At 70.9% G+C, this 23,532-nt stretch carries 23 protein-coding genes and 2 pseudogenes; 13 read left to right on the top strand and 12 right to left on the bottom strand.

Annotated elements, in window-relative coordinates; all coding sequences use genetic code 11:
* Nucleotides 1–67 precede the first annotated feature (67 nt).
* Together ACFZCP_RS34095 and ACFZCP_RS34090 are read left to right on the top strand one after the other, a co-directional pair.
* Nucleotides 68–403 carry a metalloregulator ArsR/SmtB family transcription factor gene (locus ACFZCP_RS34095; RefSeq protein ID WP_391435229.1) on the top strand — a complete coding sequence of 112 codons (336 nt, stop codon included), beginning with the start codon at nt 68–70 and terminating at the stop codon, nt 401–403.
* Nucleotides 404–405: 2 nt separating this feature from the next.
* Entirely contained in the window at nt 406–1,113 is a 708-nt protein-coding gene (locus ACFZCP_RS34090) for a cation transporter (RefSeq protein ID WP_391435225.1), read from the top strand.
* A 9-nt stretch (nt 1,114–1,122) separates the two neighbouring features.
* Here the strand turns inward: ACFZCP_RS34090 and ACFZCP_RS34085 are convergent, their stop codons facing one another.
* Genes ACFZCP_RS34085 through ACFZCP_RS34065 form a run of 5 tightly spaced genes read right to left on the bottom strand, consistent with a single transcriptional unit; the run spans nt 1,123 to nt 5,283 of the window.
* Nucleotides 1,123–1,572, bottom strand: a complete 450-nt coding sequence (locus ACFZCP_RS34085; RefSeq protein ID WP_391435220.1) for a transcriptional repressor — start codon at nt 1,570–1,572, stop codon at nt 1,123–1,125.
* Nucleotides 1,573–1,593: 21 nt separating this feature from the next.
* Nucleotides 1,594–2,463, bottom strand: a complete 870-nt coding sequence (locus ACFZCP_RS34080) for a metal ABC transporter permease (protein ID WP_391435216.1) — start codon at nt 2,461–2,463, stop codon at nt 1,594–1,596.
* The gene (locus ACFZCP_RS34075) at nt 2,460–3,371 is read right to left on the bottom strand and encodes a metal ABC transporter permease (RefSeq protein WP_391435212.1); all 912 of its coding nucleotides are present in this window, start codon (nt 3,369–3,371) and stop codon (nt 2,460–2,462) included. The genes ACFZCP_RS34080 and ACFZCP_RS34075 overlap by 4 nt, the downstream gene beginning before the upstream one ends.
* Nucleotides 3,358–4,296, bottom strand: coding sequence for an ATP-binding cassette domain-containing protein (locus tag ACFZCP_RS34070; protein ID WP_391435208.1), 939 nt, complete (start codon nt 4,294–4,296; stop codon nt 3,358–3,360). Before ACFZCP_RS34070 ends, ACFZCP_RS34075 begins: the two co-directional genes overlap by 14 nt.
* Nucleotides 4,297–4,305: 9 nt before the next feature.
* Nucleotides 4,306–5,283 (bottom strand): metal ABC transporter solute-binding protein, Zn/Mn family, encoded by a 978-nt coding sequence (locus ACFZCP_RS34065; protein WP_391435204.1) that lies wholly within the window; start codon nt 5,281–5,283, stop codon nt 4,306–4,308.
* A 288-nt stretch (nt 5,284–5,571) separates the two neighbouring features.
* Between ACFZCP_RS34065 and ACFZCP_RS34060 the strand changes: the two genes are divergently transcribed.
* The 4 genes and pseudogenes from ACFZCP_RS34060 to ACFZCP_RS34045 all read left to right on the top strand — a co-directional run bounded on the left by ACFZCP_RS34060 (nt 5,572) and on the right by ACFZCP_RS34045 (nt 9,657).
* Entirely contained in the window at nt 5,572–7,038 is a 1,467-nt protein-coding gene (locus tag ACFZCP_RS34060; protein ID WP_391435201.1) for an alanine racemase, read from the top strand.
* On the top strand, nt 7,035–8,354 hold the full coding sequence (locus ACFZCP_RS34055; RefSeq protein WP_391435198.1) for a pyridoxal-phosphate dependent enzyme: 1,320 nt from the start codon (nt 7,035–7,037) through the stop codon (nt 8,352–8,354). The genes ACFZCP_RS34060 and ACFZCP_RS34055 overlap by 4 nt, the downstream gene beginning before the upstream one ends.
* Before the next feature lie 5 nt (nt 8,355–8,359).
* Nucleotides 8,360–8,716, top strand: a pseudogene (locus ACFZCP_RS34050) (aminotransferase class V-fold PLP-dependent enzyme); the annotation flags it as partial.
* Nucleotides 8,717–8,892: 176 nt separating this feature from the next.
* Nucleotides 8,893–9,657: a methyltransferase domain-containing protein gene (locus tag ACFZCP_RS34045; protein WP_391435195.1), complete on the top strand. Its 765-nt coding sequence runs from the start codon at nt 8,893–8,895 to the stop codon at nt 9,655–9,657.
* Between the two features lie 13 nt (nt 9,658–9,670).
* Here ACFZCP_RS34045 and ACFZCP_RS34040 read toward each other — a convergent pair whose 3' ends face one another.
* Together ACFZCP_RS34040 and ACFZCP_RS34035 are read right to left on the bottom strand one after the other, a co-directional pair.
* Entirely contained in the window at nt 9,671–10,063 is a 393-nt protein-coding gene (locus tag ACFZCP_RS34040) for an SCO5389 family protein (protein WP_391435191.1), read from the bottom strand.
* Nucleotides 10,064–10,107: 44 nt separating this feature from the next.
* Entirely contained in the window at nt 10,108–11,070 is a 963-nt protein-coding gene (locus tag ACFZCP_RS34035) for an ATP-binding protein (protein WP_391435187.1), read from the bottom strand.
* 164 nt (nt 11,071–11,234) lie between these two features.
* Between ACFZCP_RS34035 and ACFZCP_RS34030 the strand changes: the two genes are divergently transcribed.
* Entirely contained in the window at nt 11,235–11,612 is a 378-nt protein-coding gene (locus ACFZCP_RS34030) for a hypothetical protein (protein WP_391435184.1), read from the top strand.
* A gap of 16 nt (nt 11,613–11,628) precedes the next feature.
* On the opposite strand, the gene ACFZCP_RS34025 is transcribed toward ACFZCP_RS34030, so the two are convergent.
* Genes ACFZCP_RS34025 through ACFZCP_RS34015 form a run of 3 tightly spaced genes read right to left on the bottom strand, consistent with a single transcriptional unit; the run spans nt 11,629 to nt 13,320 of the window.
* Nucleotides 11,629–12,576, bottom strand: coding sequence for a WD40 repeat domain-containing protein (locus tag ACFZCP_RS34025; RefSeq protein WP_391435181.1), 948 nt, complete (start codon nt 12,574–12,576; stop codon nt 11,629–11,631).
* A gap of 58 nt (nt 12,577–12,634) precedes the next feature.
* Nucleotides 12,635–12,844, bottom strand: coding sequence for a hypothetical protein (locus ACFZCP_RS34020; RefSeq protein WP_234384912.1), 210 nt, complete (start codon nt 12,842–12,844; stop codon nt 12,635–12,637).
* Between the two features lie 8 nt (nt 12,845–12,852).
* Nucleotides 12,853–13,320, bottom strand: coding sequence for a transcriptional repressor (locus ACFZCP_RS34015; RefSeq protein WP_391435173.1), 468 nt, complete (start codon nt 13,318–13,320; stop codon nt 12,853–12,855).
* Between the two features lie 802 nt (nt 13,321–14,122).
* On the opposite strand from ACFZCP_RS34015, the gene ACFZCP_RS34010 reads away from it, so the two are divergent.
* Nucleotides 14,123–14,428: a hypothetical protein gene (locus tag ACFZCP_RS34010; RefSeq protein WP_391435170.1), complete on the top strand. Its 306-nt coding sequence runs from the start codon at nt 14,123–14,125 to the stop codon at nt 14,426–14,428.
* A 659-nt stretch (nt 14,429–15,087) separates the two neighbouring features.
* On the opposite strand, the pseudogene ACFZCP_RS34005 reads toward ACFZCP_RS34010, so the two are convergent.
* Nucleotides 15,088–15,309: pseudogene (locus ACFZCP_RS34005) on the bottom strand (peptidase S8); the annotation flags it as partial.
* An 89-nt stretch (nt 15,310–15,398) separates the two neighbouring features.
* Here ACFZCP_RS34005 and ACFZCP_RS34000 point away from each other — a divergent pair.
* The 5 genes from ACFZCP_RS34000 (at nt 15,399) to ACFZCP_RS33980 (ending at nt 21,755) form a co-directional block, all read left to right on the top strand.
* Entirely contained in the window at nt 15,399–15,614 is a 216-nt protein-coding gene (locus ACFZCP_RS34000) for a hypothetical protein (protein ID WP_391435165.1), read from the top strand.
* 411 nt (nt 15,615–16,025) lie between these two features.
* Nucleotides 16,026–17,582: an ABC transporter substrate-binding protein gene (locus tag ACFZCP_RS33995; RefSeq protein ID WP_391435162.1), complete on the top strand. Its 1,557-nt coding sequence runs from the start codon at nt 16,026–16,028 to the stop codon at nt 17,580–17,582.
* Entirely contained in the window at nt 17,579–18,547 is a 969-nt protein-coding gene (locus tag ACFZCP_RS33990) for an ABC transporter permease subunit (protein WP_391435159.1), read from the top strand. The genes ACFZCP_RS33995 and ACFZCP_RS33990 overlap by 4 nt, the downstream gene beginning before the upstream one ends.
* Nucleotides 18,544–21,006 (top strand): ATP-binding cassette domain-containing protein, encoded by a 2,463-nt coding sequence (locus ACFZCP_RS33985; RefSeq protein ID WP_391435154.1) that lies wholly within the window; start codon nt 18,544–18,546, stop codon nt 21,004–21,006. The genes ACFZCP_RS33990 and ACFZCP_RS33985 overlap by 4 nt, the downstream gene beginning before the upstream one ends.
* On the top strand, nt 21,003–21,755 hold the full coding sequence (locus tag ACFZCP_RS33980) for a thioesterase domain-containing protein (protein ID WP_391435151.1): 753 nt from the start codon (nt 21,003–21,005) through the stop codon (nt 21,753–21,755). Before ACFZCP_RS33985 ends, ACFZCP_RS33980 begins: the two co-directional genes overlap by 4 nt.
* Here ACFZCP_RS33980 and ACFZCP_RS33975 read toward each other — a convergent pair.
* Entirely contained in the window at nt 21,742–23,385 is a 1,644-nt protein-coding gene (locus tag ACFZCP_RS33975) for a DHA2 family efflux MFS transporter permease subunit (protein ID WP_391435147.1), read from the bottom strand. The genes ACFZCP_RS33980 and ACFZCP_RS33975 overlap by 14 nt on opposite strands.
* Nucleotides 23,386–23,532: the final 147 nt, after the last annotated feature.

The raw sequence follows: 23,532 nt of genomic DNA, 5'->3' as shown, positions 1-23,532 counted from the left end.
TGAATGCCATTACTAATCAACCGGTTCAGGATTTCCTGAATTCAGGATGGCGTGTACCGTTGGTGCCGTGCTGACTGTTGCCTCCGACATCGAGGTGCTGGCCCGGTTCGGCCGGGCGCTCGCCGACCCGATCCGCTGCCGCATCCTGCTCGCCCTGCGGGAAGCACCCGCCTACCCCGCCGACCTCGCAGACGCGCTGGACGTCTCGCGGACCAGGCTGTCGAACCACCTCGCCTGTCTGCGTGACTGCGGTCTCGTCGTCACCGTCCCCGACGGTCGACGCACCCGCTACGAACTCGCCGACGAACGCCTCGGTCACGCGCTCGACGACCTGCGCACGGCCGTGGTCGCTGTCGAGGGCGACCGGACATGTGCCGAGGCCGCCGAGAAGGGGTGTTGCTGATCATGACAGCAGGGATATCCGCAGCCCGTGGCCCTGATCCGGCGAGGTACAGCGCGCTGACCAAGCGGATACGGCTGCTGGTGGCCGCGACCATTTCGTACAACGTCATCGAGGGGATCGTCGCTCTCACCGCCGGCACCCTTGCCTCCTCCACCGCGCTTGTCGGCTTCGGCCTCGACTCCATCGTCGAGGTCTCCTCGGCCGCCGCGGTCGCCTGGCAGTTCTCCGCCCGCGAGCACGCGGTACGCGAGGCCCGGGAGACGGCGGCGTTGCGGATCATCTCGCTGTCGTTCTTCGCCCTCGCCGTGTACGTCACCGTCGATGCCGTACGAGCCCTGGCCGGCACCGGAAAAGCTGGTCACTCCCTGCCCGGCATCGTGCTCGCCGTCCTCTCCTTGGTCGTCATGCCGGTCCTGTCCGCCACCCAGCGCCGGGCAGGGCGGGAACTGGGCTCGGCTTCGGCGGTGGCGGACTCCAAGCAGACGCTGCTGTGCACCTATTTGTCTGCGGTGCTTCTGGTCGGCCTGGCCCTCAACGCCACTCTCGGTTGGTCCTGGGCGGATCCGGTCGCCGCCCTGGTCATCGCCGCGGTCGCCCTGAAGGAAGGGCGCGATGCCTGGCGTGGGAAGGGGTGCTGCGCCGCCCCCACGACCCTCGGAGTCCCGGCTGCCTGTGCTGAGCAGAGCGACGGGTGCGGTTGCTGCGACTGACCTGGGCAGTCACCGTCGTTCGGTCGCCGCCTTCCCTCCGCCGCAGTCTGGGCACACTCCGGAGAGTTCGACCGTGTGCCGGACGTTCGCGAAGCCGGAGTGCTGGGCGATGGTGTCGGCCCAGTCCTCGATCGGGCCGGAGTCGACGGGGTGACTCAGGCCGCATTCGGTGCAGATGAGGTAGTGGCGGTGGTCGGGTCCGGGGCGGTAGCGGAAGAGGCGTTCGCCGCCTGTGTCGCGGACCAGGTCGGCCCGGCCCGCGCCGGCCAGGGCGGTCAGGGTGCGGTACACCGTGGACAGGCCGACCGGTGTGCCGTCGGCGGCGAGCTGGGCGTGGAGGGCCTGCGCGCCGACGAATCCGTCGGCGCGGATGAACGCCGTGAGGACGAGGGAGCGTTGCTGGGTGTGGCGGCCGATCAGCGCGACTTCACTGGGGGTGCGTTGCCGGGTGCGTGCCATCAGCGTGCCTCGCTCGGGTACTCATGTGCCGGTGGGGACAGCGGATCGTGCGCGGGGGACGTGGGCGGGCCGTCGTATCAGGAACGTCGCGGCGTAGACGGCCGTCGCGGCGGCCATGATGGCGAAGCTCGGTGGCATCTTCGGCACCGTGTAGGAGGCGAACAGTCCCGCCCACATCTCCAGCACCGCCAGGCCGGCGGAGAGGGCGAGCGCACGGTAGGGGCGGTCGGTGAGCCGGATCGCGGCGCCCGCGGGGGCGGCGAGCAGGCCGAGCAGGAGCAGGGAGCCGACGGCCTGCGTCGCCTCGGCGGCGCTGATCCCGGCCAGGGCGAGGAAGCCGTAGCCGAGGAGCCGTACCGGTACCCCGCGGGCCGCGGCCACCGCCTCGTCGAGCGTGGCGAACAGCAGCGGCCGAGCCATGAGGATCACCAGCAGGGCGACCCCGGCGGCCACGAGGCCGGCGACCACCGCACTGCCGGCGGAGATGCCGAAGACGGATCCGAACAGCACGCTGATTCCGGCGGTGCCGTTGGCGGTGCTGCGCGAGGTCGTGTAGAGGGTGATGAAGAAGGCGCCCAGGCCCAGGATCCAGGAGAAGACGCTCCCGATGACCACGTCGTCGGGCCGCGCCTTGCGGCCGAGGGTGCCGAACAGCAGCGCCATGGCGATGGTGGCGGCGAACAGCCCGAGGCGCAGGTCGGCACCGAAGGCGAGAGCCGCCATCGCACCGGTGAAGGCGACGTGGCTGAGCGCGTCGCCGGTGAAGACCTGTGCCCGCAGCACCAGGAAGTAGCCGACCAGTCCGCAGGCCGCGGCGATGGCGGTACCGGCGAGGAAGGCGTGCAGGAAGAACGGGTGGGACAACGGGGACGCGGCGAGCAGGACGGTCATGCGACCACCTCCTTGGCACTGGATGCGGCCCCCGCCCGGGTGCGAGCGAGTACCTCGCGCAGCGAGCGCCGGCCCAGCGCGAGCAGGTATCCGGCGAAGGCGATGGTCGTCACGAAGAAGCCCAGGGGGTAGGGCGAGTAGTAGGCGGCGGTCAGCCCCAGCCAGGTCGCGGCGAAGGCCAGCAGGATGGCCAGGGACAGGCTCAACGCCGGGCGGGCGGTGAGGACTTGTGCGGTGGCGGCCGGGATGACCATGAGGGCGAAGACCAGGAGGGTCCCGGTGATCTGGCTCGCCTCGGCGGTGGCCGCGCCGAGCAGGACGAGGAAAACCACCGACAGGGTGCGGACCGGCACTCCGCGACCGGCGGCGACCTGTGGGTCGACGGAGGCGAACAGCAGGGGCCGTCCGATCAGCGCGAGCACCGCGAGCACCACCGCACCGACCACCGTCAGCACGGTCACCTGGGAGGAGGTGATTCCCAGGAAGGTGCCGAAGAGGATGGTCTGCGGTCCCTCCAGCAGCCCTCTGTACAGGGCGGTGAACAGGAACCCGGACGCGAGCAGGAACGCCTGCACGGTCCCGGTCAGCGCCGACTCCTCGTGCTCACCGCCGCCCCGCAGGGCAGCGATGACCAGTGCAGAGGCCACGCACAGGGCGAAATAGCCGTAGACCGCGCTGAACCCGAGCAGGAGTGCTCCGGCGGCGCCGGGGAAGGCGACGGCGGAGACGGTGTGCGCGGCGAACGTCTGCCGCCGCAGCACCACGAACCACCCCACGACCGCGGAGACCACGGCCACGACCGCGCCGGCGCGGAACGCGTTGACCATGAAGGGGTAGGACCACATGTCCTGGAAGTCGGTCAGGAGGTTCCACGACCAGGTGGGTGCCCCTGTCTCAGCCAGCAGCATGACCGCTCCCCGGGGTGTCGTGCCGGTCGGTGTGCACGGCCGGTGCCTCCGGCTGGCCCACCACGACCAGCCGCCCGTCCGAGGTCCGCAGGACCTCGACCGGTGTGCCGTACAGCCGGGTCAGTGTCTCGGAGGTGATGACCTCGGTCGGTGTGCCGGTGGCGGCTCCGCCCTCGGCCAGGTACACCACCCGGTCCAGGTGGTGCAGTATCGGGTTCACGTCATGGGCGACCATGACCACCGACACGCCCTCGTGATGGCAGATGCGCCCGATCAGCGCCGCGACGGCGCTCTGGTTGGGCAGGTCGAGGCTGTCCAACGGCTCGTCCAGGAGCAGCAGTTCGGGCCTTCGGACCAGTGCCTGGGCGATCAGCAGCCTCTGCTGCTCGCCGCCGGAACATTGCCCGATCGGCCGGTGCGCGTACGCCGACGCCCCGACCAGCTCGATCACCTCGTCCACCCGCGCACGGGCGGACCGCCGACGCGCGCTCGGGAACGGCAGCGGCACCCCCCAACGGTCACCGTCCAGGCCCATGCGCACCACATCGACACCGCGGACGCGCAGATTGGCGTCGAAGCTGCGCCGCTGGGGGAGGTAGCCGATGCGGTCGTTGGCCTGTCCGGGGCGGGCGCCGAGCACCCGGACCTCACCGGCGGCCGTGGGCAGGGCGCCCAGCAGTACCTTGATCATGGTGGACTTGCCGACGCCGTTGGGGCCGAGCACGGCGGTGAATTCGCCGGTCCCGATGCGAAGGTCCACCCCCGACCACAACGTCCGGCCGCCCACCCGCACGGCGGCCCCGCGCAGGGCGACCACCGGGCCGCTTCCCTCTCCCGCGACCGCCTCGTGGCCGCCGCTGCGCTGGGTGGGCGCAGTGGGCACCGCGTGTGTGACGGCTTCGCGGGCCTTCGCTATCGGGTTCATGGCTTCAGTTCACTTCCCGGTGGCCTTGGCCAGGGCCTGCTCGATGCCCTGCAGTTCGGTGGTCTGCCACTGCTGGAAGGAGGCGCCGGCGGGGGTGAGGGTCTCGGTGACGGTGGCGACCGGGATGCCTTCCGCCTTGGCCTCCTTGACCTGGGCCTGGACGTCCGGCGTGGAGTTCTGGGAGTTGTAGACGTAGATCTTGATCTGCTTGCTCTTGATCTGCTGGTCGATGGTGGCCTTGTCCTTGGCCGTGGGGTCGGAGCCCTCGCTCATGGCGTCCAGGAACGTTTCGGGGGTGAGCATCTTCAGCCCCAGGCCCTCGGCGAGCGGGGTGACGATGGACTCGGAAGCACCGATCGGGGTTCCGGCGTACTTCGCCTTGATGTCGGTGATGAGCTTGTTGTAGCCGGCGAGGGTCTTCGTCTCGAAGGTCGTCTTCTGGTGGTCGAAGTAGGCCGCGTCGGCCGGGTCGATCTTCTTGTAGTCGGCGGTGATCTTCTCGATGACCTGGTGGACGTTGTCCGGGGAGTACCAGCGGTGCGGGTTGCCGCCCGGCTTGATGCCGACCAGGTCGCCGACCTTCAGCTGGGTGCGTCCGTTGCCGGGGTTGGCGGCCAGCAGCTTGTCGGCCCAGGCGTCGTAGCCGATGCCGTTGACGATCGTGTACTGGGCGCCGGCCACGGTGCGGGCGTCGGCGGCCGTCGGCTCGTAGTCGTGCGGGTCAGCGTCAGGGTTGTTGATGATGCTGGTCACCTTCACGTGGCTGCCGCCGAGCTGCGAGGCGATGCTGCCCCAGAAGTTCTCCGCGGCCACCACCTGGATCGTCTTGCCCGAGCCGCTGCCACTGCCGGTCGCGGCCGTGTTGCTGGTGTGCGAGGAGGAGGTCGAGCAGGCGGTCGCCGTCACGGCCGTCAGGGCGGCCGTCGCGGTGACCAGTGCGATCCTCGCGGTCGGTCGGGCGGAACGGGAGGCGGGGGCGGTGGACATGCGGGAAGCTCCTTCGGGCGTTGCCGGGCGCGCGGCGGACACGCGTCGACCGTGTGGCGACACTTCGATGCTAGATGGGAATGATTTTCAGATCAATGCAAGATGAAAACCGTTGCCATCCTTTGACCGGGCGTGCGACGGCGGCCATCCGTCGCTTTCCGCTCACTCGGGGAGTTTCAGGGCGTAAACCGACCGGAGGAGGGGAAGGGTGGTCTACGGCGCGCAGCGGGGAGTGGGAGGCCGTGCCCGGGACGAGCCGGGTCTCACGTGCTGGGGGGAGGGCCGGGTATGGGCGGGCAGCCCTTGTATCTCGCACCGCGGCTGGGGGAGAGGCTGCGCTCGCTGCTGGAGTCCCGCGAGCTGCTGCACACCCTCACCGACGCCCTCGGATCTCCGCTGGACATGGTCGTGCCCGATCAGCTCGCCGCCAATCTGGAGCAGTTCCGGGCGGTGTACAGGCGGCATCAGCTGTCGGGTCAGGTGTTCTTCGCCCACAAGGCCAACCGGTCAAGCGCCCTGCTGCGGCGGCTGGCCGCCACCGACGCCGGTGTGGACGTCGCCTCACTGGCCGAGTTGCAGCACGCGCTCGGCGCCGGCTTCGCCCCCGACCGCATCATGGCCACCGGCCCGAAGAACCCGGAGTTCCTGTGGCTGGCCGCGCGCACCTCGGTCACCGTTGGTGTCGACAGCCCCGACGAACTGGAGCAGTTGGCCGCGCTGGTACGCAAGCACGCACTTGCCCGGGCGCGGGTTCTCCTGCGCCTGTCGGGGTTCGAGACGTCCGGCGTGCGGGTGCTGAGCCGGCGCAGCCGTTTCGGCACGCCGGTAAGGGAGCTGGAGCCGCTACTGGAAGCGGTCGAGCGGCACGGTGACGTGGTCGACCTGGTAGGCATGGCCTATCACCTGGACACGACCAGCCTCACAGAGAAAGCGATGGCTCTGGAGGGCTGTCTGCGGGTGCTGGAGGAGTGCAGGAGCCGAGGGTTGCGGCCGGTGGCCGTGGACGTCGGTGGCGGATTCGGCGCCGACTACCTGGCCGACGGGGAGCAGTGGGAGCGGTACACGACCGAGCTCACCCGCGCCGTCCTGGGTATCCGGCCGCCCCTGACGTGGGGCGGGCATGGCTACGGATTGCGCAACGAGGGCGGGACACTGCGTGGGTCGCTTGGCCTGTACCCCGCCCACCGCCCGGTCGCCGGGCCGCGCTACCTCGACGAACTGTTCGCGCATCCGGTCGTGGCCTTCGACGGCCGCCCCCTGGCCGCGCTTCTCCTGGAGCACCTGTACGACCTGCACGTCGAACCCGGACGGGCCCTGCTGGACCAGTGCGGGCTGACCCTGACGAAGGTACTGGAGGTGCGTGAGCCGGAGAACGGCGGCGAACTCCTCGTACGGCTCGCGGCGAAGGCCGACGACGTGGCCCTGGAGGAGCACGGGGTGCTCATGGACCCCGTCGTCGTTCCCCGGGATCCGGCCCGGCCGGGCGAAGGCCCGGTCGCCGTCCATCTCTTCGGCAGCCTCTGCCTGGAGGCCGACATGGTCACCCGCCGGACGGTCTTCCTGCCCCGCCGCCCAGAGCCGGGCGACCTGCTGGTCTTCGCGAACACCGCCGGGTACTGCATGGACTTCCACGCCACGCACGCCCAGCAGCAGCCGATCGCGCGGAAGGTCGCCGCCTGGCAGGAGAGCGGCTCGTGGCGCTGGTGCCTGGACGACGAGTACTGGCCGATCACTTCTGTGGGGGGAGCGCAGTGAGGTACGACAGCATCACCGAGGCCATAGGCAACACCCCGCTCGTGCGTATCGACCCGGCCGTGCACGGTCTGGCTCACATCGACCTGTACGCCAAGCTGGAGCTGTTCAACCCGTTCGGGTCGGTCAAGGACCGGGCGGCCTGGAACATGGCCCGTCCGCATCTCGCCGAGGCAGCCGAGCGCGGAAGCCAGGTCGTCGAGCTGTCCAGCGGCAACACCGCCAAGGCTCTCGCCGTCCTCGCGGGCATGCACGGTCTGACGTTCAAGAGCGTCACCAATAGGATGCGGGTCCCCGAGGTCAAGGACCTGCTCCTGCTGCTCGGGGCGGAGATCGAGGAGCTGCCGGGGCAGAGCGAATGCCTGGACCCGACCGCCACCGACGACCCGCTGACCCTCTTCCACCGGACCCTGTCCGAGCCCGGCAGCGCCTACCTGCACACCGACCAGTACTTCAATCCGCGCAACACCGAGGCCCACCTCACCGGCACCGGCCCGGAGATCGTGAAGGACCTGGACGGCCGCGCCCCGGACTGGTTCGTCGCCTGCGTGGGCACGGCGGGTTCCTCCACGGGCGTGGCCCGGGTACTGCGCGAACACGACCCTGCCGTGCGGGTCGTCGGGCTGGTCGCGGCCAAGTCCGACTTCATCCCCGGCATCCGCACCATCGACGAGGCGCACGAGGTCGGCCTCTTCGATCCCGGCACCTACGACACGATCGAGGCCGTGGGCTCCGACGACGCGATCGAGGGCATGCTGACGCTCAACCGCCGGTGCGGCATCCTGGCCGGACCGACCGGAGGCGCCGCCTACTTCGGCGCCGTACGCCGGCTGAAAGCCATCGACACCGAGCAGTCGGAGCGGCAGACGGCCGTCTTCATCGTCTGCGACCGTGTCGAGAGCTACCTGAGTTACGTACGCAAGCGCCGCCCCGACCTGTTCGGCCGCCCGCGCCGCCCGGCCTCCCCCACCGACCTGTCCGAAGCCGAGATACAGGCGGCTCCGGCGATCGGTGTACCCGACGCCCAGGCGTGGATCGCCTCCGACGGTCCCCTCGTCGTCGACCTGCGCAGCCCCTTCGCCTACGCCGCCCTGCACATCGACGGATCGGTCAACATCGTCGACGAACTCTTCGAGGAACTCCTGCACGGCGGTCTGCCCTTCAGTCGCAACCACCCCGTCCTGCTGGCCTGCCCGGTCGGCGAGAAGTCCGCCCGCTACGCTGCCCTGCTGACGCGGATGGGACACCCGGACGTGCGCAGCCTGGCCGGCGGCATCATCGCCTGGCGGGACGCGGGCGCGCCCCTGGTGCGGGACTGAACGCCATGGCCACGTGCTTCCAAGGCCCCACCGTCATAGAGGAGCTGGGGGATTGGCAGCGCGCCTTGCGCGCCCAGTTCCCGATCATCACCGGACATCCGGACCTGACCTACCTGGACAGCGCGGCCACCTCCCAGAAGCCGCAGGCAGTCCTGGACGCTGTACAGACCTACCTCACCACGGCCAACGCCAACGCCGGGCGCGGCACATACCCGTGGGCCAACCGCACCACGGCACTCGTCGAGGAGACGCGTGAGCGGGTTCGGCACTTCCTGGACGATCCGGCTCCGCTGCGGTCGGCCGTGCATTTCACCAGCGGTGCCACCGAGGGGTTGCGCGCCATCGCCCTCGACTGGCTCCCGAAGAGTCGGTGCGGGTGAGCCTGCACGCCTACAACACGGTGGAGGAGATCGACCGGCTGCTGGGTGTTCTTGCCACCCTCGGGTGAACTCTCCACCCGAACCCGTAATGGTAACCGTTTCCACCTGTAGGCTCCGGAGAACGACGCAGGTGCGAGACGGGCAAGGTGGCGCGAGCGATGGGACTGAGCCTGGCGACGGCCGAGAAGTGGGTGGAGCGCTGGGAACTCCAGCAACAGCGGTACGCCGTCGACCGCGAGGACCGCTTCACGGTGATCGCCGACGTCGTCGAGCACGTCACCGCAGGACGCACGGACCGGCCTCTGATCGTCGACCTCGGCTGCGGACCGGGCTCGCTGGCGGCGCGCCTGGTCCGCCGGCTGCCGGGGGCGGACATCGTGGCGGTGGACCGGGACCCTTTGCTGCTGGAACTGGCCCGCACCCACCACGCCGACGCCGCCCGCTACGTCGACACGGTGGTCGGCGAGGACGGCTGGACGCAGGCCCTGGCCCTCGACCGCCCGCTGGACGCCGTCGTGTCGACGACAGCCCTGCACTACCTGAGCCCGGACGCCCTGCACCGCGTCTACCAGCACCTTGCGGCGCTGTTGTGGCCGGGTGGTGTCCTCGTCAACGGCGACCACCTCCCGCAGGACGACGCCGTACTCGCCGACGTGGCGGCGTGCGTCGGCCGCCGCCGCGCCGAGCGGCAGCGCGCCTTCGCCCATGAGGACTGGACCTCCTGGTGGGCGGCGGTCGCCGAGGACCCCGAACTGGCCGAACTCCTCGCCGAACGCCGCACCCGGCAGCCGGTGACCGGGACCGGCTGTACGGCCCGGCTGTCCCTGTCCGGCCACACCCGCCTGCTGCGTCAGGCGGGGTTCGGACGGGCCGGCGCGGTGTGGCAGTACGGCGACAGCCACGTCGTCGTCGCGATCCGCTGACCCCGCGAAGGGCTCAGCAGTCCCGGAACTCCGGTGCCTGGTTGAGGATCTGTGCGCGCAGGGAGGTGAAGCGGGTGTGGGTCTCGCCGCCGCGCGCCTCGGGACGGAAGGCGGCGACCCGGTGGCAGTTCTGGAAGGCGAGGGCGATACCGAAGTGGCGTTCCAGGCTGCCGCGGATCGCGTCGCTGGACAGGGCGCGCAGCAGCTGGCCGCGTTCCTTCTCGGAGGGGGGAGGGGTCTGGTTGTTGGCGAACTCGGCCGGACCGGAGTGCAGTTCGCTCGCCAGGCGGGCGATGAGGTCGTAGGCGTACGGCAGGGAGGTGCGGACCGTTTCCACGAAGTCCTGCTCCTGCACCTCGCCGTTCTCGGCTTCGGCGAGCAGCTGCGGGGAGACGTCGAGCGACATGAAGGGCTGTCCTGTTCTCTGGCTTCTTGTTCTTGCGGTGGAGGTCAGACGAGGGCGGTCAGGGCCTCGGGGCCGTGCTCGAAGTCGGGGTCGACCTGGCTGGCGAGGTCCTGGCCGGTGGCCTCGTTGGCCCAGGCGGCGGCGTTGCGCAAGTGGAAGTCGACGGCGTGCCGCTGGAAGGCGGCCCAGTCCTTGGTGCGGGCGTCCACGGCCGCACGCAGCCGGTCCAGGGCGAGGGTGTTGTGCGGCTCCAGCTCGCCGTGACCGCCGCGGCACTGCTCCTGGGCGCGCACGTAGGAGGACTGCTCGCAGTGGGCGATCAGATCCTCGCCGACGTGGCCGCGCAGGAAGGCGAGGTCGTCCGGGCCGGTGACCTTGTTGCCGACCACGGCGACCGGGATCCCGAACTCGGCGGCGTGGTCGCGGTACTGGCGATAGACGGAGACGCTCTTCCGGGTCGGTTCGACGACCAGGAACGTCATGTCGAACCGGGTGAACAGGCCGGAGGCGAAGGCGTCGGCGCCTGCGGTCATGTCGACGACGACGTACTCGCCGGAGCCGTCGATCAGATGGTTGAGGTACAGCTCGACCACGCCGAGCTTGGAGTGGTAACAGGCCACGCCGAGGTCGCTCTCGCCGAAGGCGCCGGTGACCATCAGGGGTACGCCGGCCACCTCCTGGACGTGAGGAGAGTGGACCTCGTCGTCGCCCAGCAGGCGCAGCAGCCGGGAGCCACGGCCGGGCGGGGTCGTCTTGACCATGGCGTCGCGGGACGGGATCCGCGGGTTCGTACCCCGCAGGTAGTCCTTGATCTCGCCGGTCCGCGCACTGAGCGGCGGAGCGGTGAACAACTCGTCCTCGTCGAGGCCGAGGGCGTACGCCAGGTGCTGGTTGATGTCGCCGTCGATGGCGACGACCGGCGCTCCCGAGCGCACCAGATGACGGGAGAAGAGCGCGGACAGCGTTGTCTTGCCACTGCCGCCCTTGCCGACGAACGCGACACGCATGGTTAGCCCCCCCTATTGAAAATGGATTTCATGAGCATAGGCTGGGGGGTGTCGGCGGGCGGTGTCAAATCGCGCTCGCCGCAACTCGCGTGTCAGCACGGTGAGTTGAGGCGCTGATGGCGCAAAGGGGGAGTTCTTTTGAACGTCGCGGAGGAGAGGCGGGTATGAGCGATGCCGCATGCGGTCCCCGGGGCCGACCCTTCACCCTTGTCGTCTGCGGATCCTGTGATGAGGCGACCGGGCAGGTGATGGACGGACTGCGCCGAGCGGTCCGCGACTGCCCCTACGGGGTCATGGTCTCCACGGGGTGTCTGGGAAAGGTTCTGTACTGCCGTCGCGATCGCGGAGTGCACGCCGCGGTGCAGCCGTGCCGGGCCGACCGCAGGCCCGCCGGGGCGGTCGTACGCCTGGGTCCGCTCGCGTCCGAAGCCGATGCAGAGGTGGTCGGGGCGTGGTTGCGGGCCGGACTGCCCGAGGACGGCTCGCTGCCCGGCCGGCTCCGTGTCGCCCCCGCGCCCTGGCGGGTCGCCGGCCTCAACTGACGGATACGCCTTCAGGTCAGGTTGTGCACGCCCAGGCGAGCGCGCCGACCGCCGCGCCGGTGCCGTCCAGTTCGCGCACCGGCCGCAGACGCGCCTGCGGCCGTCCGGCCGTCGCGTTCCACAGGGCTACGGTCCCGTCGGCGCCGCCGCTGGCGAGATGCCCGCAGGCGCCCGGCCGCCAGGCCAGCGCGGTGACGGTCTCGTGGCAGCGCAGCGAGCGCGGCGCGGTGCCTTCGGGGCCCTTGCCGGAGAAGTCCCACACGGTCACGTCGGGCGCGCCGTCGGCCGCCAGCCAAAAGCCGGCCTCGTCGAAGGCGACACGGGAGACCTTCTCCGGGTAGCCGGACATGGTCAGTTCACCGCCGTCGCGAGCGCGCCAGATGTGGATGGAGGCGTCCTGGTTGCCGCTGCAGATCCATCGGCCGGTGGGCGCGACGGCGAGTGCGAGGTGCGAGCCGACGTACGGGTACGTCGCCACCGGTTTCTCGGTGTGCCGCTCGTGGCAGCGCACCGCCCCGTACGCGGCCACGGCCAGGCGCCGCCCCTGCCGCATCCAGGCGAGGTCGGTGACGGTGGACGCGGCGGGCTCCGTGCGCCACAACTCGCCACCGTCGGTGTCCAGTACGAGGGCCCGGCGCCCGGAGGCGACCGCGACCCGCTCGGTGTCCGCCCAAGCGGCGGCCGCCGACCAGGCACCTGACTCCCGTACCGTCGTCCGCCCGTCGACGCGTCGCCACAACGCGTACCCCATGGGACCGGTGGTGGCCAAGTGTTGGGCGTCCGGAGCGAGTTCGACCTTCAGTGCGCCTCCGGGGAGGTCGAGGGCGCCGATTTCGGCGCCCATCGCCGCGTCGAAGATCTTCACGGTGCCCTCGGCTCCGGCGACGGCGACCAGGTCAGCGCGTGCACTGAGTGCGACGACCGCGTCGTCGACGTCGGTCTCCCACGCGGGCGGGGGCTCCACAGACGGGCACCCGCTCATCGCCAAGGTCTTGGGATTCCGGCGTGGTCAAGTCAGTCTCCTAGTTGTGCTGTTCAGGGGCGAGCAGGGTGGTGCGCAGGTCGTCCCCGGTGATCTGGTCGGCGGGGCGGTGCAGGGTCCAGCGGCGGGCCGCGCCTTCCATCGGCAGCACGACGACGACCGTTTCCAGCGGCGGGCAGCCCGGTTCGGTACAGGCGAGCTGGCGGATCAGGACGGCGGTGTCGTCGTCAAGCCCGAGCAGGGCGCGCACGCTCTCCTTCAGCTCGCGCAGCTCCGGACACGGCCCTGCGGGCCCAGGGCGGGATCCCAGTGGCATGGCGTTTCCTCTCCTTCGTCCTCGGTGGTCCGGCAGTCGGCGCAGACGCCGGTGAGTTCGACCGTGTGCTCCACAGCGTCGAACCCCGTGTCCGCGGCGATCCGGCCCGCCCATTGCTCGACGACCTCGGAATTCACCGGGCGGCTGCGGCCGCAGCCGCGGCACACCAGGTAGTGGCGGTGCCCATCGGCGGGGCGCAGCCGGTACAGCCGCCCGCCGGCCTTGTCGCGTACGACGTCGACGCCACCGCCCGTCTCCAGCTCGCGCAGGGCGCGGTAGACGGTGGTCAGGCCGATCGCGTGGTCTCCGGCCAGGAGCAGAGTGTGCAGCTCCTGGGCCGACACGAAGTCCTGGCAGCCAGCGAGCATCTGCAGAACCGCCCTCTGCTGCCGGGGCGTCCGGCCGTTCACGGCACATCACCTCCTGTGACTGGCGCCGAGGTGGCATGACTCACCGTAGATGAAAATGACATCCATGTCCATGTGAAGGCGTGTCATGCGGAGACTTCTGGCCGCAGTGCCTTTCGAGGGAGGTGACGCGCGACGGTCGGCGGCGTCTGATCGGGCGCTGCGGCCCACTGGGGGTGACGGTTTGCCGGCGGCTTTCGGTGCGGGCCCGCGGCAGGGCCGCCCACGGCATCGAGCACCTGCGCCTCGGCCTGGGGGTTGCCGCCGAGGCGGATCGCGCAAAGGAGGCCACGCTCGGCGTCACTCGCTGAGCAGTGATCCGCTCAGGTCAGGGCCATGGTGTCGGCCGAGCGGCAGCGCGGTCGGTCAGGCGCAGCAGTCGCGCCGGGGCGGCAGCTGGAGGCTTCCGTGCCGAACGAGGCGGTTCAACGAAGGGGCCTGATGCTCCTGTCTCGTCGCGGAGCGCCAACGACCGAGGAGCTGGGCCTGTGTCACACCCGCCGTCCGCGGGTCACGGCGCCATGAAGGGGCCTTCGGGCGGCTGTCGCGTGGGTGTCCGGAACCGTCACTGTCTGAAATGGCAGGCAGACGGACAGAACACCGCGGTTCCAGACACTGACGCCATCGGCGGGCCCGCACAGCCACGGCGCAACTGGCGCCAGATCAAGGGGCCGCACGCGAGCGCGGGTGGCTTCTAGACAAAAGCCGTCATTTAGATGCGACACCTGATCACTCTCTGGCAGAGTCGCCGAGGTGCGTCTGCGGGTGAAGGGCAGACGTACGTAGGGCTGACGAGAGGTTGCGAATGACTACGGAAACCGCAATGCCTGCTGTGCACGCTCACCACACTCACCAGCACGGTCTTGGGTGCGGCCATGTCGCGGTGCCGCATGGCGACCACGTGGACTACGTCCACGACGGCCATCTGCATCGCGCGCAGGAAGGGCGTGTGGACGAGTGTGAGCCCAGCGGCCACACCGTCCATGACAGCCACACTCACCAGCACGGTCCCGGCTGCGGCCATGTCGCCGTGCCGCACGGCGACCACGTCGACTACGTCCACGACGGCCACCGCCATGCTCAGCACGACGGTCACTGGGATGACCACTGACGGTAGAGGAACACACGGCGATCGACTGCCTCAGCTCCAGGCGGGACTGTAGCCAGGAATGGCCCGGGCGAGTCAGGAGCGGAGCCGGAGGCGTACAGCAGTAGGGGCCACGGCGTGTGAAAGAGGTACGCCCCCATGTCGAAGAGCGTGGCCACGGCCCGGTAGATCTCCAACCGGTTGATCAGCCGTTCGACCTCGTTCCCGCGGGTGTGGTGTGCCGGGTCAAAGCCTGCGGCCCTGCCGCCGCTGCTGCCGCAGTTGCTGTCACGGGACAGGCCGGCGTGCTGTTGACCTCCTGCGCGTACGGCTCGCCGTCGTCGGCGGGGATGAGGTTGATATGCGCTGAACCGCGCAGACCTGATCCCGTCCACAGCGTTCGGGCAGCGTCGGTGACTTTCCAGCACATCGGGCGTCAACTCGGCAGCGTGCACGGTTACGGTGCCCCGGGAGTCCGCGCTGAGCTTCGTGCCGACGTCGTTGAACTCGGCTTCGGTGCCTCCTGTGATCAGCGTCGGGAAGGTGATGACGGAGCCGACGGGAGAGCGGGTCACGGCCGGTTTGCCGTGACCCGCTCTCCGCCCATGCCGCCGAGGGAACCCCACGTCCCCCTTGCGGCGGCGGCTCCCCGGGAGCCCGACGGGGAGGTCATACGGTGCGGATCAGCCGGCGCTGAAGGCGCTGACGCCCTCGGGAGTACCCCAGCCGGTCGGACCGTCGTAGCTGGTGCCCGCGGTGCAGAAGTACGACGGGGAGCAGGAGCCGTTGCTGCCGCTGGTCACGTCGTTCAGCGCCGATGTGCCGGCCTTGTTGTACGGGTACTGGGCCGGGTAGTCGCTGGAGCCCGGGGCGCCGGCGAGGGCGTAGACGCCCGTGATGGGCGGTGGTGCCGCTGGTGACGCGCAGGGCGTTGCAGGATGCGTGGCCCTTCTTCGGAGTGCCGGCGCACTGCTGGGTGTACTGCACATGGGCCTTGGGGACCGCGGCGGCGATCGCCTTCGGGCTGACCGGCTTCGCCGTCGTGGCCGTGAAGGTGGGGGCGGCCGCGCTCGCGTGGGCCGCGGTGCCGAGTCCGGCGAAGACGAGGTCGGCGGTGGCGGCAGCGGAGCCGACACGGCGCCATCTGCCGTGCTTGTGGGAGGAGCTGAAGGACGACCTGCGCAACGTACAGCCTCCTGATAGTGGGTGACAGAGGCGTGCGGGTGTAGGGGTTCACAGGTGCGGTCCCCGTTGGGGTGGCGGCCCACGACGACCATCACTTGTTGAGTACGCAACAATCAAGACGCGTTCCGGATTCCTGACCCCGGCGTTACCGAGCGGAGCGACGGGCTTGCCGGTCAATGGCGGCCCAATGGTCAAGCGATGGCGTGGACTTGACCTTTAAGTGCAGGGGGAATCGCAGTGTTGCGTGCGCCGATGGACGCCGCGCTTGGTCGGCCGCCGGAATACTGCCTGTGCCGTCGTCGTAGCGATCCGTTGATCCTCTGCTCCGGCTTATTGAAAATAGTTTTCGTTTCCTGTTAGCTTGCGCGCGGTGGCCTGATGCATCCGTCGGGCCGGATCAGTGCGAGCGAAGGGAACGACGGTGGGGGATCAGCGCATGGGGCGCAGGGCGGTGCTGCAGGGCATCGCGGGAGGGGCGACCGTACTCGCGGGCGCCGGGCTGCTCGCCGGCTGTGGCGGCGACGGCGGGAGCGGTCAGCAGCCCGCCGCGGACGACGGCAAGCCGCGGCGCGGCGGACGGCTTCGCGCGGCCTTCACGGGGTCGAGCATGGAGTCGGCCGGCGTTCTGCAGGCGACAGCGACGCCCGTCGACTACGTCCGGGCCCGGATCGTGTGGGACACGATCGGCGAGATCGACGGCAGCAAGCCGGTGTGGCGCGTCGCCGAGTCCGTCGAGCCCAACGCCGACGCCACGGTGTGGACGGTGCGCGTCCGCGACGGCGTCACCTTCAGCGACGGCAAGGCCGTCACCGCCGACGACATCCTGTTCTCGCTGCGCACCTTCGCCTCGCAGCCGACCACGCAGAGCGCCATCCTGTCGGGGCTGGACGCCAAGGCATCCAGGGCGCGGGACAAGCGCACCGTCGAACTGCGTCTGAAGAGCGCGGACGGCTTTTTCGACCTCGCGCTCGCGCAGTCGATGTTCGTCTTCCCCGACGGTACGAAGGACTTCGCGAAGGCGCCGGGCTCGGGTCCCTTCGTGCTCAAGCAGTGGTCGCGGGGCAGGAGCAGCCTGCTGACCGCGCGGAAGGACTACTGGGGTGCGGGCGGTCCGTACCTCGACGAGATCGAGCTGCTGTCCGTCACCGACGCCGACGCCCGGCTGAACGGGCTCAAGGCGGGGCAGTTCGACTACGCGGGCGCGCTCACCCTGCCCACCACCAGGTCCGAGGCGAACAACCCCCGCCTGCGCATCACCACCGCGCCGCGCGAGTTGTGGGGTGAGCTGTCCTTCTCCATGAACCTTTCCACCGACCCCTTTACGCGTGCCCAGGCCGTCGAGGCCGTGCGGTACGCCATCGACCGCGAGGCCATGGTCCGCATCGTCACCCTGGGCAGGGGTGAGGTCGCCGACGATGCCATGGGCCGCCACCAGTCCTGGTACGACAGCTCCCTGCGGCGCGTCGAGTACGACCCCGACCGGGCGCGACGACTGCTGTCCTCAGGCGGACTCAAGGGTACGAAGCTGTCGATCCGTACCAGCAACTACGAGTACGGGCCGCTGGAGGCCGCCACCGCCTTCGTCGAACAGGGGCGGAAGGCGGGCCTGAACGTCGCCGTGGACAAGGTCCCGGCCGCCGACTTCTACACCGACATGAAGTCCCTGCTGGGCGCCGCGATCAAGACCAGCTTCTACCATCCGCTGCCGCTCCCCCTCGCCCTGAACTCGTACTACGGCCCGCAGGCGTCCTACCCCTTCACCGGCCCGTCGGACAGCACCTTGGACGGGCTGATGCGCGCCATGCACACCGCTGTCGGCGACAAGCGAACCAAGGCCGTGCACGACGTGCAGCAGTACCTGTACCAGCACGGCGGTGACGCGGTGTTCGTGCGCGTGCCCACCGTGGCGGGTGCGGCACCGGCCGTGCGCGGGGTGCAGGCGTACGGTTTCTTCGACTACCCGTCGCTGCGTGACGCCTACCTCGCCTCGTGAACAGTCCGACATCCATGGTGTGGTGGGCGCTCCGACGGGTGGGCGTCGCCGCCGGGACGCTGCTCGCCGCCTCGGCGCTGGTCTTCGCGGCCACCCAGCTCGCGCCCGGCGACGCGGCGGCCGCACGCCTGGCCGGGCAGGGCGCGAGCCCGGCGCAGATCGCCGAGCTGCGGCACAAGCTCGGCCTGGACCGACCCGCGTGGGAGCGGTACGGCGACTGGCTGTGGAGCGCGCTCCACGGTGACCTGGGCCACTCCTACGCCACCGGCGAGCCGGTCTCCGCTCTGATCGCCGAACGGGCGGGCAACTCCCTGGTGCTGGGCCTTGTCGCAGCCGCGCTGCTGGTGCCCTCGGCCGTCGGACTCGGCCTGTGGGCAGGGCTCCGCGCTGGGCGGAGCGCCGACCGCGTCGTCACCACGGCCACGCTGGCGCTGGTCAGCCTGCCCGAGTTCGTCATCGGCACACTGCTCATCCAGGTCTTCGCCGTCGGCGCCGGGTGGCTGCCGGCCGTGTCGGTGCCCCCCACGGGTCAGGGCCCGTTGTCCCAGCCGCAGGTACTGGTGCTGCCGGTACTCACCCTGCTGTCGGTCTGCATGGCGCAGAACGTGCGTCTGGTCCGGGCGGGCGTGACGGAGGCGGCAGCTTCCGACGCGGTGCGGGCGGCTCGGCTCGGCGGCGTGCCCGAGCACCGCGTGGTGCTGCGCTGGGTGCTGCCGGCCGCGCTCGTCCCGGCCATCCCCGTCCTCGCCCGCTACCTCGCCTATCTGCTCGGCGGGACGCTCGTGGCCGAGACGCTCTTCGGCTACCCCGGGCTGGCGGCAGCGCTGGTCAACGCCACGGCCGCCCGGGACGCCCCCGTCGTGCTGGGCGTCGGCATGCTGGTCGCCGCCGTGACGGTGTTGCTCAACCTGCTGGCGGACGTGCTCGCCACAGCTCTCAATCCGGCTATGAGGAGGCCGAGTTGATCCGCCAGAACCGGTCCGCTGGCTGGTTTCGCCGCCGGGCGGGTGCGGTGACCGCCGGCGCCGCGCTCGCCGTCGTCGTGCTGTTCGCCCTGCTCGGCCCGTGGCTCGCGCCGCATGCACCCGGCGCCGTCCTGGACATGCCGTACGCACCGGCCGGTGGCGACGCCCCCCTGGGCACCGACCACCTCGGCTCCGACGTGCTCAGCCGCTTCATGGCCGGCGGACGGTCGCTGGTGCTGTCGGCGGTGGGTGCTCTCGCCGTCGCGTACGTGCTCGGTGCGGGGCTCGGAATGATCGCGGCCCTTCGTGGCAGGGCAGTCGACGCGGCCGTGCTGCGCCTGGTGGACGTGCTGCTCAGCCTGCCGTCGTTCCTGCTGCTGAGCGTGGTCGTGGTGGCGGTGGGGCGGGGCAGCGGCGGGGTCGCGGTCGCGACCGCTGTGGTGCTGTTCCCGGAGGTCGTCCGCATGGTGCGGGCGGCCACGCTCCAGGCGTTGCAGCACGACTACGTGGAGGCCGCCGTCGCACGGGGCGAACCGACCCGGTACGTGCTCGTCCGCGAGGTGCTGCCCAACCTGCTGCCGGTGCTCGCCGCCGACGCCGGGGTGCGGTTCGTGGGTGCGGCGTTCACCGTCGCCACTGCCGCGTTCCTCGGGTACGGGGCCCAACCCCCGGCGGCCGACTGGGGTTTGATGATCCTTGAGAACCGCGACGGTCTCGCGCTCCAGCCCCTCGCCGTCCTGGTTCCGGCGACGGGAATCCTGGTGCTGTTGCTGAGCGCCAACCTCCTCGTCGACGCTCTGCAGCCGACGGCCCGGACGCCCGGACGGCACCGGGGCACCGCGTCCGCCACGACGGCCGCCGCCGGGACCGGCGGCTGCGCGCTGCGCATCCGGGACCTGACCGTCGAGGCCGACGGGACGCGCGTCCTCGACGGTGTCGACCTCGACGTGCCCCGTGGCCGGGTCCTCGCGCTCGTCGGGCCGTCCGGCTCCGGCAAAACGACGATTGCACTCGCCTCGTTCGGCGAGCTGCGCCCAGGGCTGACGCTGGTCTCCGGAGAGGTGCGACTGGCCGGGCTGTCCGTGTTCGGGCTGCGACCCAGGCGGCTGCGGACCGTACGTGCCCGGCACGCGGCGTACGTGCCCCAGGATCCGCGTACCTCCCTGGCGCCGACACTGCGCGTGGGCGCCCACGTCGGGGAGTTCCTGCGGGCGCGGGGAGTGCCGCGCGCGGAGCGGCGTGGTCGCGTCCGTGCGGCGCTGCGCATGGTGCAGCTCCCCGATGACGACGCCTTCTCGCGGCGGCGCCCGCACCAGCTCTCCGGCGGACAGCGGCAGCGGGTGGCCCTGGCCGCCGCACTCGCGCACGACCCCGACCTGCTGGTCCTCGACGAACCCACCAGCGCCCTCGACCCGGTCACGGCCGCCTCCCTGCTCGCCGACCTGGCTCGTATCCGGGACCGGGGCGGCCCGGCGATCATCCTGATCGCCCATGACCTCGCGCACGTCGCGGCGGTGGCCGACGAGGTCGCGGTCCTGGAGGGCGGCCGAGTGGTCGAACACGGCCCAGTGGGTCAGCTGTTGGCCGCGCCGGCGAGCGAGTCGGCCCGGCGTCTCGTTGTGGCCGCCCGGTCGGCCGGGACGCCCCGGGCCGGGGACTCATCCGGCAGTGGCGAGCCCGCGCTGTCGGTGCGCGGCCTGTCCGCCGTCCGCGGCGGGCGCACCGTACTCGACGGTATCGACCTGGACGTGACGTCCGGCGGCTGCCTGTCGGTGGTGGGGCCGTCCGGCGGCGGCAAGACCACTTTGCTGCGCTGCCTGGCGGGCCTCCACGCCGACTGGAGTGGCGAACTCCGCCTCGGCGCACATCAGTTGCCACTGCGTCTGCGCTCGCGTCTTCGCGACGACCTGCGTCGGCTCCAGCTCGTGCCGCAGGATCCGTACGACTCCCTCAACCCCCGCCACACCGTGGCGCGGATCGTCGCCCGCCCGCTGCACCTGTTCCGGCCGGCCCTCGACGCCGACGCGCGCCGCGCCGAGGTGCACCACCTTCTCGAACGCGTCGGACTGAAGGCTTCCCACGCCGCGCTGCACCCCGGCCAACTCTCCGGGGGACAGCGCCAACGAGTCGCGCTCGCACGAGCGTTGGCTGCCGAGCCCCGGGTGCTGTTGTGCGATGAGGCGACGAGCGCGCTGGACGCTCCGACCGCGGCCACCGTCCTGGCGCTCCTCGACGAGCTGCGCCGCGAGCTCGGACTCGCACTGGTCGTCGTCACCCACGACATGACGGTGCCCGTACGGCTGGGCGGGCACCTCGCGGTCCTTGCCGACGGACGCATCAGGGAGTCGGGCTCCGTCGAACGCGTCGTGGCCGCTCCCTCCGACGAGGTGACCGCCCGACTCCTGTCAGCCATACCGAAGGTGCCGAGCCCGCCGCCGTACGAGAGGACCGTCAAGTGACCCACCACCCCGCGAACCCCTGGGTGCGCCGCTCCCGCCCGCAGCCGCGCCCGGCGATGCGCCTGCTGTGCCTGCCCCACGCGGGCGGCTCCACCTCGCTCTACCGACTGTGGAAGGACTTGCTGCCGCCCGAGGTGGAACCGGTGTTGGTGTGTCCCCCTGGCCGCGAGGACCGGCTGGACGACCCGCTGCCTGACGGAATACCGGAGCTGGTCGCGGACCTGGGACGGGCCGTGGTGCCGTTGCTCGACCGGCCGTGGGCGGTGTTCGGGCACAGTATGGGCGCGACGGTCGCGCACGAGCTGGTCCTGTGGCTGCTCGAGCAGGGCCACCCCGCCCCCGAGCACCTCTTCGTCTCCGCGCGGGAGGCTCCGCAGCACCACCACGGGGGCAGCGTGCACCTGCTGGACGACGACGCTCTGGCCGCCGAGCTGATCCGGCTCGGCGGAACCGCGCCCGAACTGCTCGCGATGCCCGAGGTGCGACAGCTCGTCCTGCCGGCGGTGCGCGGCGACTACCGGCTCATCGAGACCTATGCCGCCGCCCCCGCCGGGCCCGTGCCGTGCCCGCTGACCGCGCTCGTCGGCGCCGCCGACACGGAACTGACCGCCGAGGAGGCCGCCGGCTGGGAGAAGTGGACCACCGGTCCCTTCCAGCTGCTCTCCTTCCCCGGCGGCCACTTCTACCTTTCCGAGAGCCCGCATGCGCTCGTCGACGTCGTGTGCCGCAGGCTGCTCACGCCTGCGTAGCCGCGGTCTCCGGCTCGGCTTCCGCGGCGTTGTAGGTGTCCCTGTCCCGGACCAGCACCAGGCTGGCCGCAGCCGCCACCAGGGCCGCGATGCCCGCGATCAGGAAGATCTGCGACAGCGCCTCGGTGTAGGCGCTGCGGGCCAGGGCGAGCACCGGATTCCGGGCCGGTTCCGGCACGGCCGCGGCGACCGCGTCGAACCGGCCCGCCGTCACCAGACGGCGCAGCTCCCCGGCGGCGGAGCCGGGAACGGCGTGCTCTCCCAGCGCGGCCGTGGACATCACGCCGTCCACCTTGCCCGACAGCACCACACCGAAGACGGCCACACCCGTGGCCGTACCCAGCGGGAAGAAGCTGTTGGCCGCGCCCGAAGCCGTGCCCGCGCGAGAAGGCGGTACGACGTTCACGGCGAGCGCCAGCAGATGGGGCAGGGTCAGGCCGGCGCCGACGCCGATCAGGACCAGCATGGGCAGCAGCGCCGTCCAGTCGTCGTCCGGCGAGATCCCCACCGTCAGCAGCACGCCCACACCCACCGCGGCCATGCCCAGCGCCAGTACCCGGGCCACCGGCACCCGCTTGGCCAGCAGCCCGCTGAGCGGAGCCCCGATCACGATGGCCACCGACTGCGCGAGGAGGACGAGGCCGATCCGGATCGGCGTCAGATGCAGCATGCCGCCGAGCCAGAGGGTGAGGAACGGCAGCATGCCGAAGCTGAAGATCCGGGCGGCGAAGCTGAGCAGCAGCGCGCCGGCGAAGGTCGGGATCGCGAACAGCCGCAGATCCAGCATCGCCCGCTCGCCCAGCCGCCACTGCACCACCACGAAGGCCGCTGCCAGCAGCGCGCCCGCGATCAGTGCGGTCAGCACACGCGGCTCGGACCAGCCGTCCTCCGCGCCCGCCAGCAGGCCGTAGTTGAGGAGGAAGAGCGCGAGCACGGCCAGCACCGCGCCCGCGTAGTCGATCCGGTGCGATCCGCCGCCGGCTCCGCTCTCGGGGACCTTGCGCAGCGTGCCGTAGATGATCAGCAGGCCGATCGGCACGTTGACGGCGAACAGCCACGGCCAGCTCAGCCACTCCACGATCGAGCCGCCGACCAGCGGTCCGAGGGCCGCCGACACGGCGCCTCCGGCCGTGAACAGTCCGATGGCGGTCGTACGGGCCCGCGCAGGAGCGCCTTCGAAGGCGCCGGAGATGAGGGCCAGCGAGGTGCCGAGCACCATGGCCCCGCCCGCTCCTTGCACGGCGCGTGCCGCGATCAGGGCACCCGCGTTGGGGGACAGCGCGCAGGCGGCCGAGGCGAGGGTGAACACCGCCACGCCGGTCAGGAATATCCTGCGGCGGCCGATCAGGTCCGACACCGATCCCGCGGTCAGCAGCAGGGCGGCGAAGCTCAACGTGTAGGCGTTGACGATCCACTGCAGGCCGTCCAGGGAGGCTCCCAGGTCGGCGCCGATCTCCGGCATCGCCACGTTGACGACGGTGATGTCGAGGGTCATCAGCGCCGCCGCGAGCGCCGTGACGGCGGTTGTCCAGCGCCGTGCGCTCCGTACTTCCGGGGGCACCTCCCTTGGTGGCTCGGTCCCCAACTCCTCGGCGTTGCCGCCGTGTTGGGTGATCTCTGTTTCCGTCATGGACCTTCCTCTCCGGTCGTTCGTGCGGGCGACGCTAGCGGGAAACTCAAGACTTGTAAATGAAAATCGTTTCCATTAGTTTGGACTCGTGGCCGGAACGGGCCGGGTCCTCGGCCGTGTCTTCACCGGTCTTGACCGGTCTCTCCA

It is taken from the genome of Streptomyces sp. NPDC007971 (genome assembly GCF_042958635.1).
Taxonomy (GTDB): Bacteria; Actinomycetota; Actinomycetes; order Streptomycetales; family Streptomycetaceae; genus Streptomyces.
Note: the sequence above shows the minus strand (reverse complement) of the source record. Positions and strands in the feature narration are given on the sequence as shown.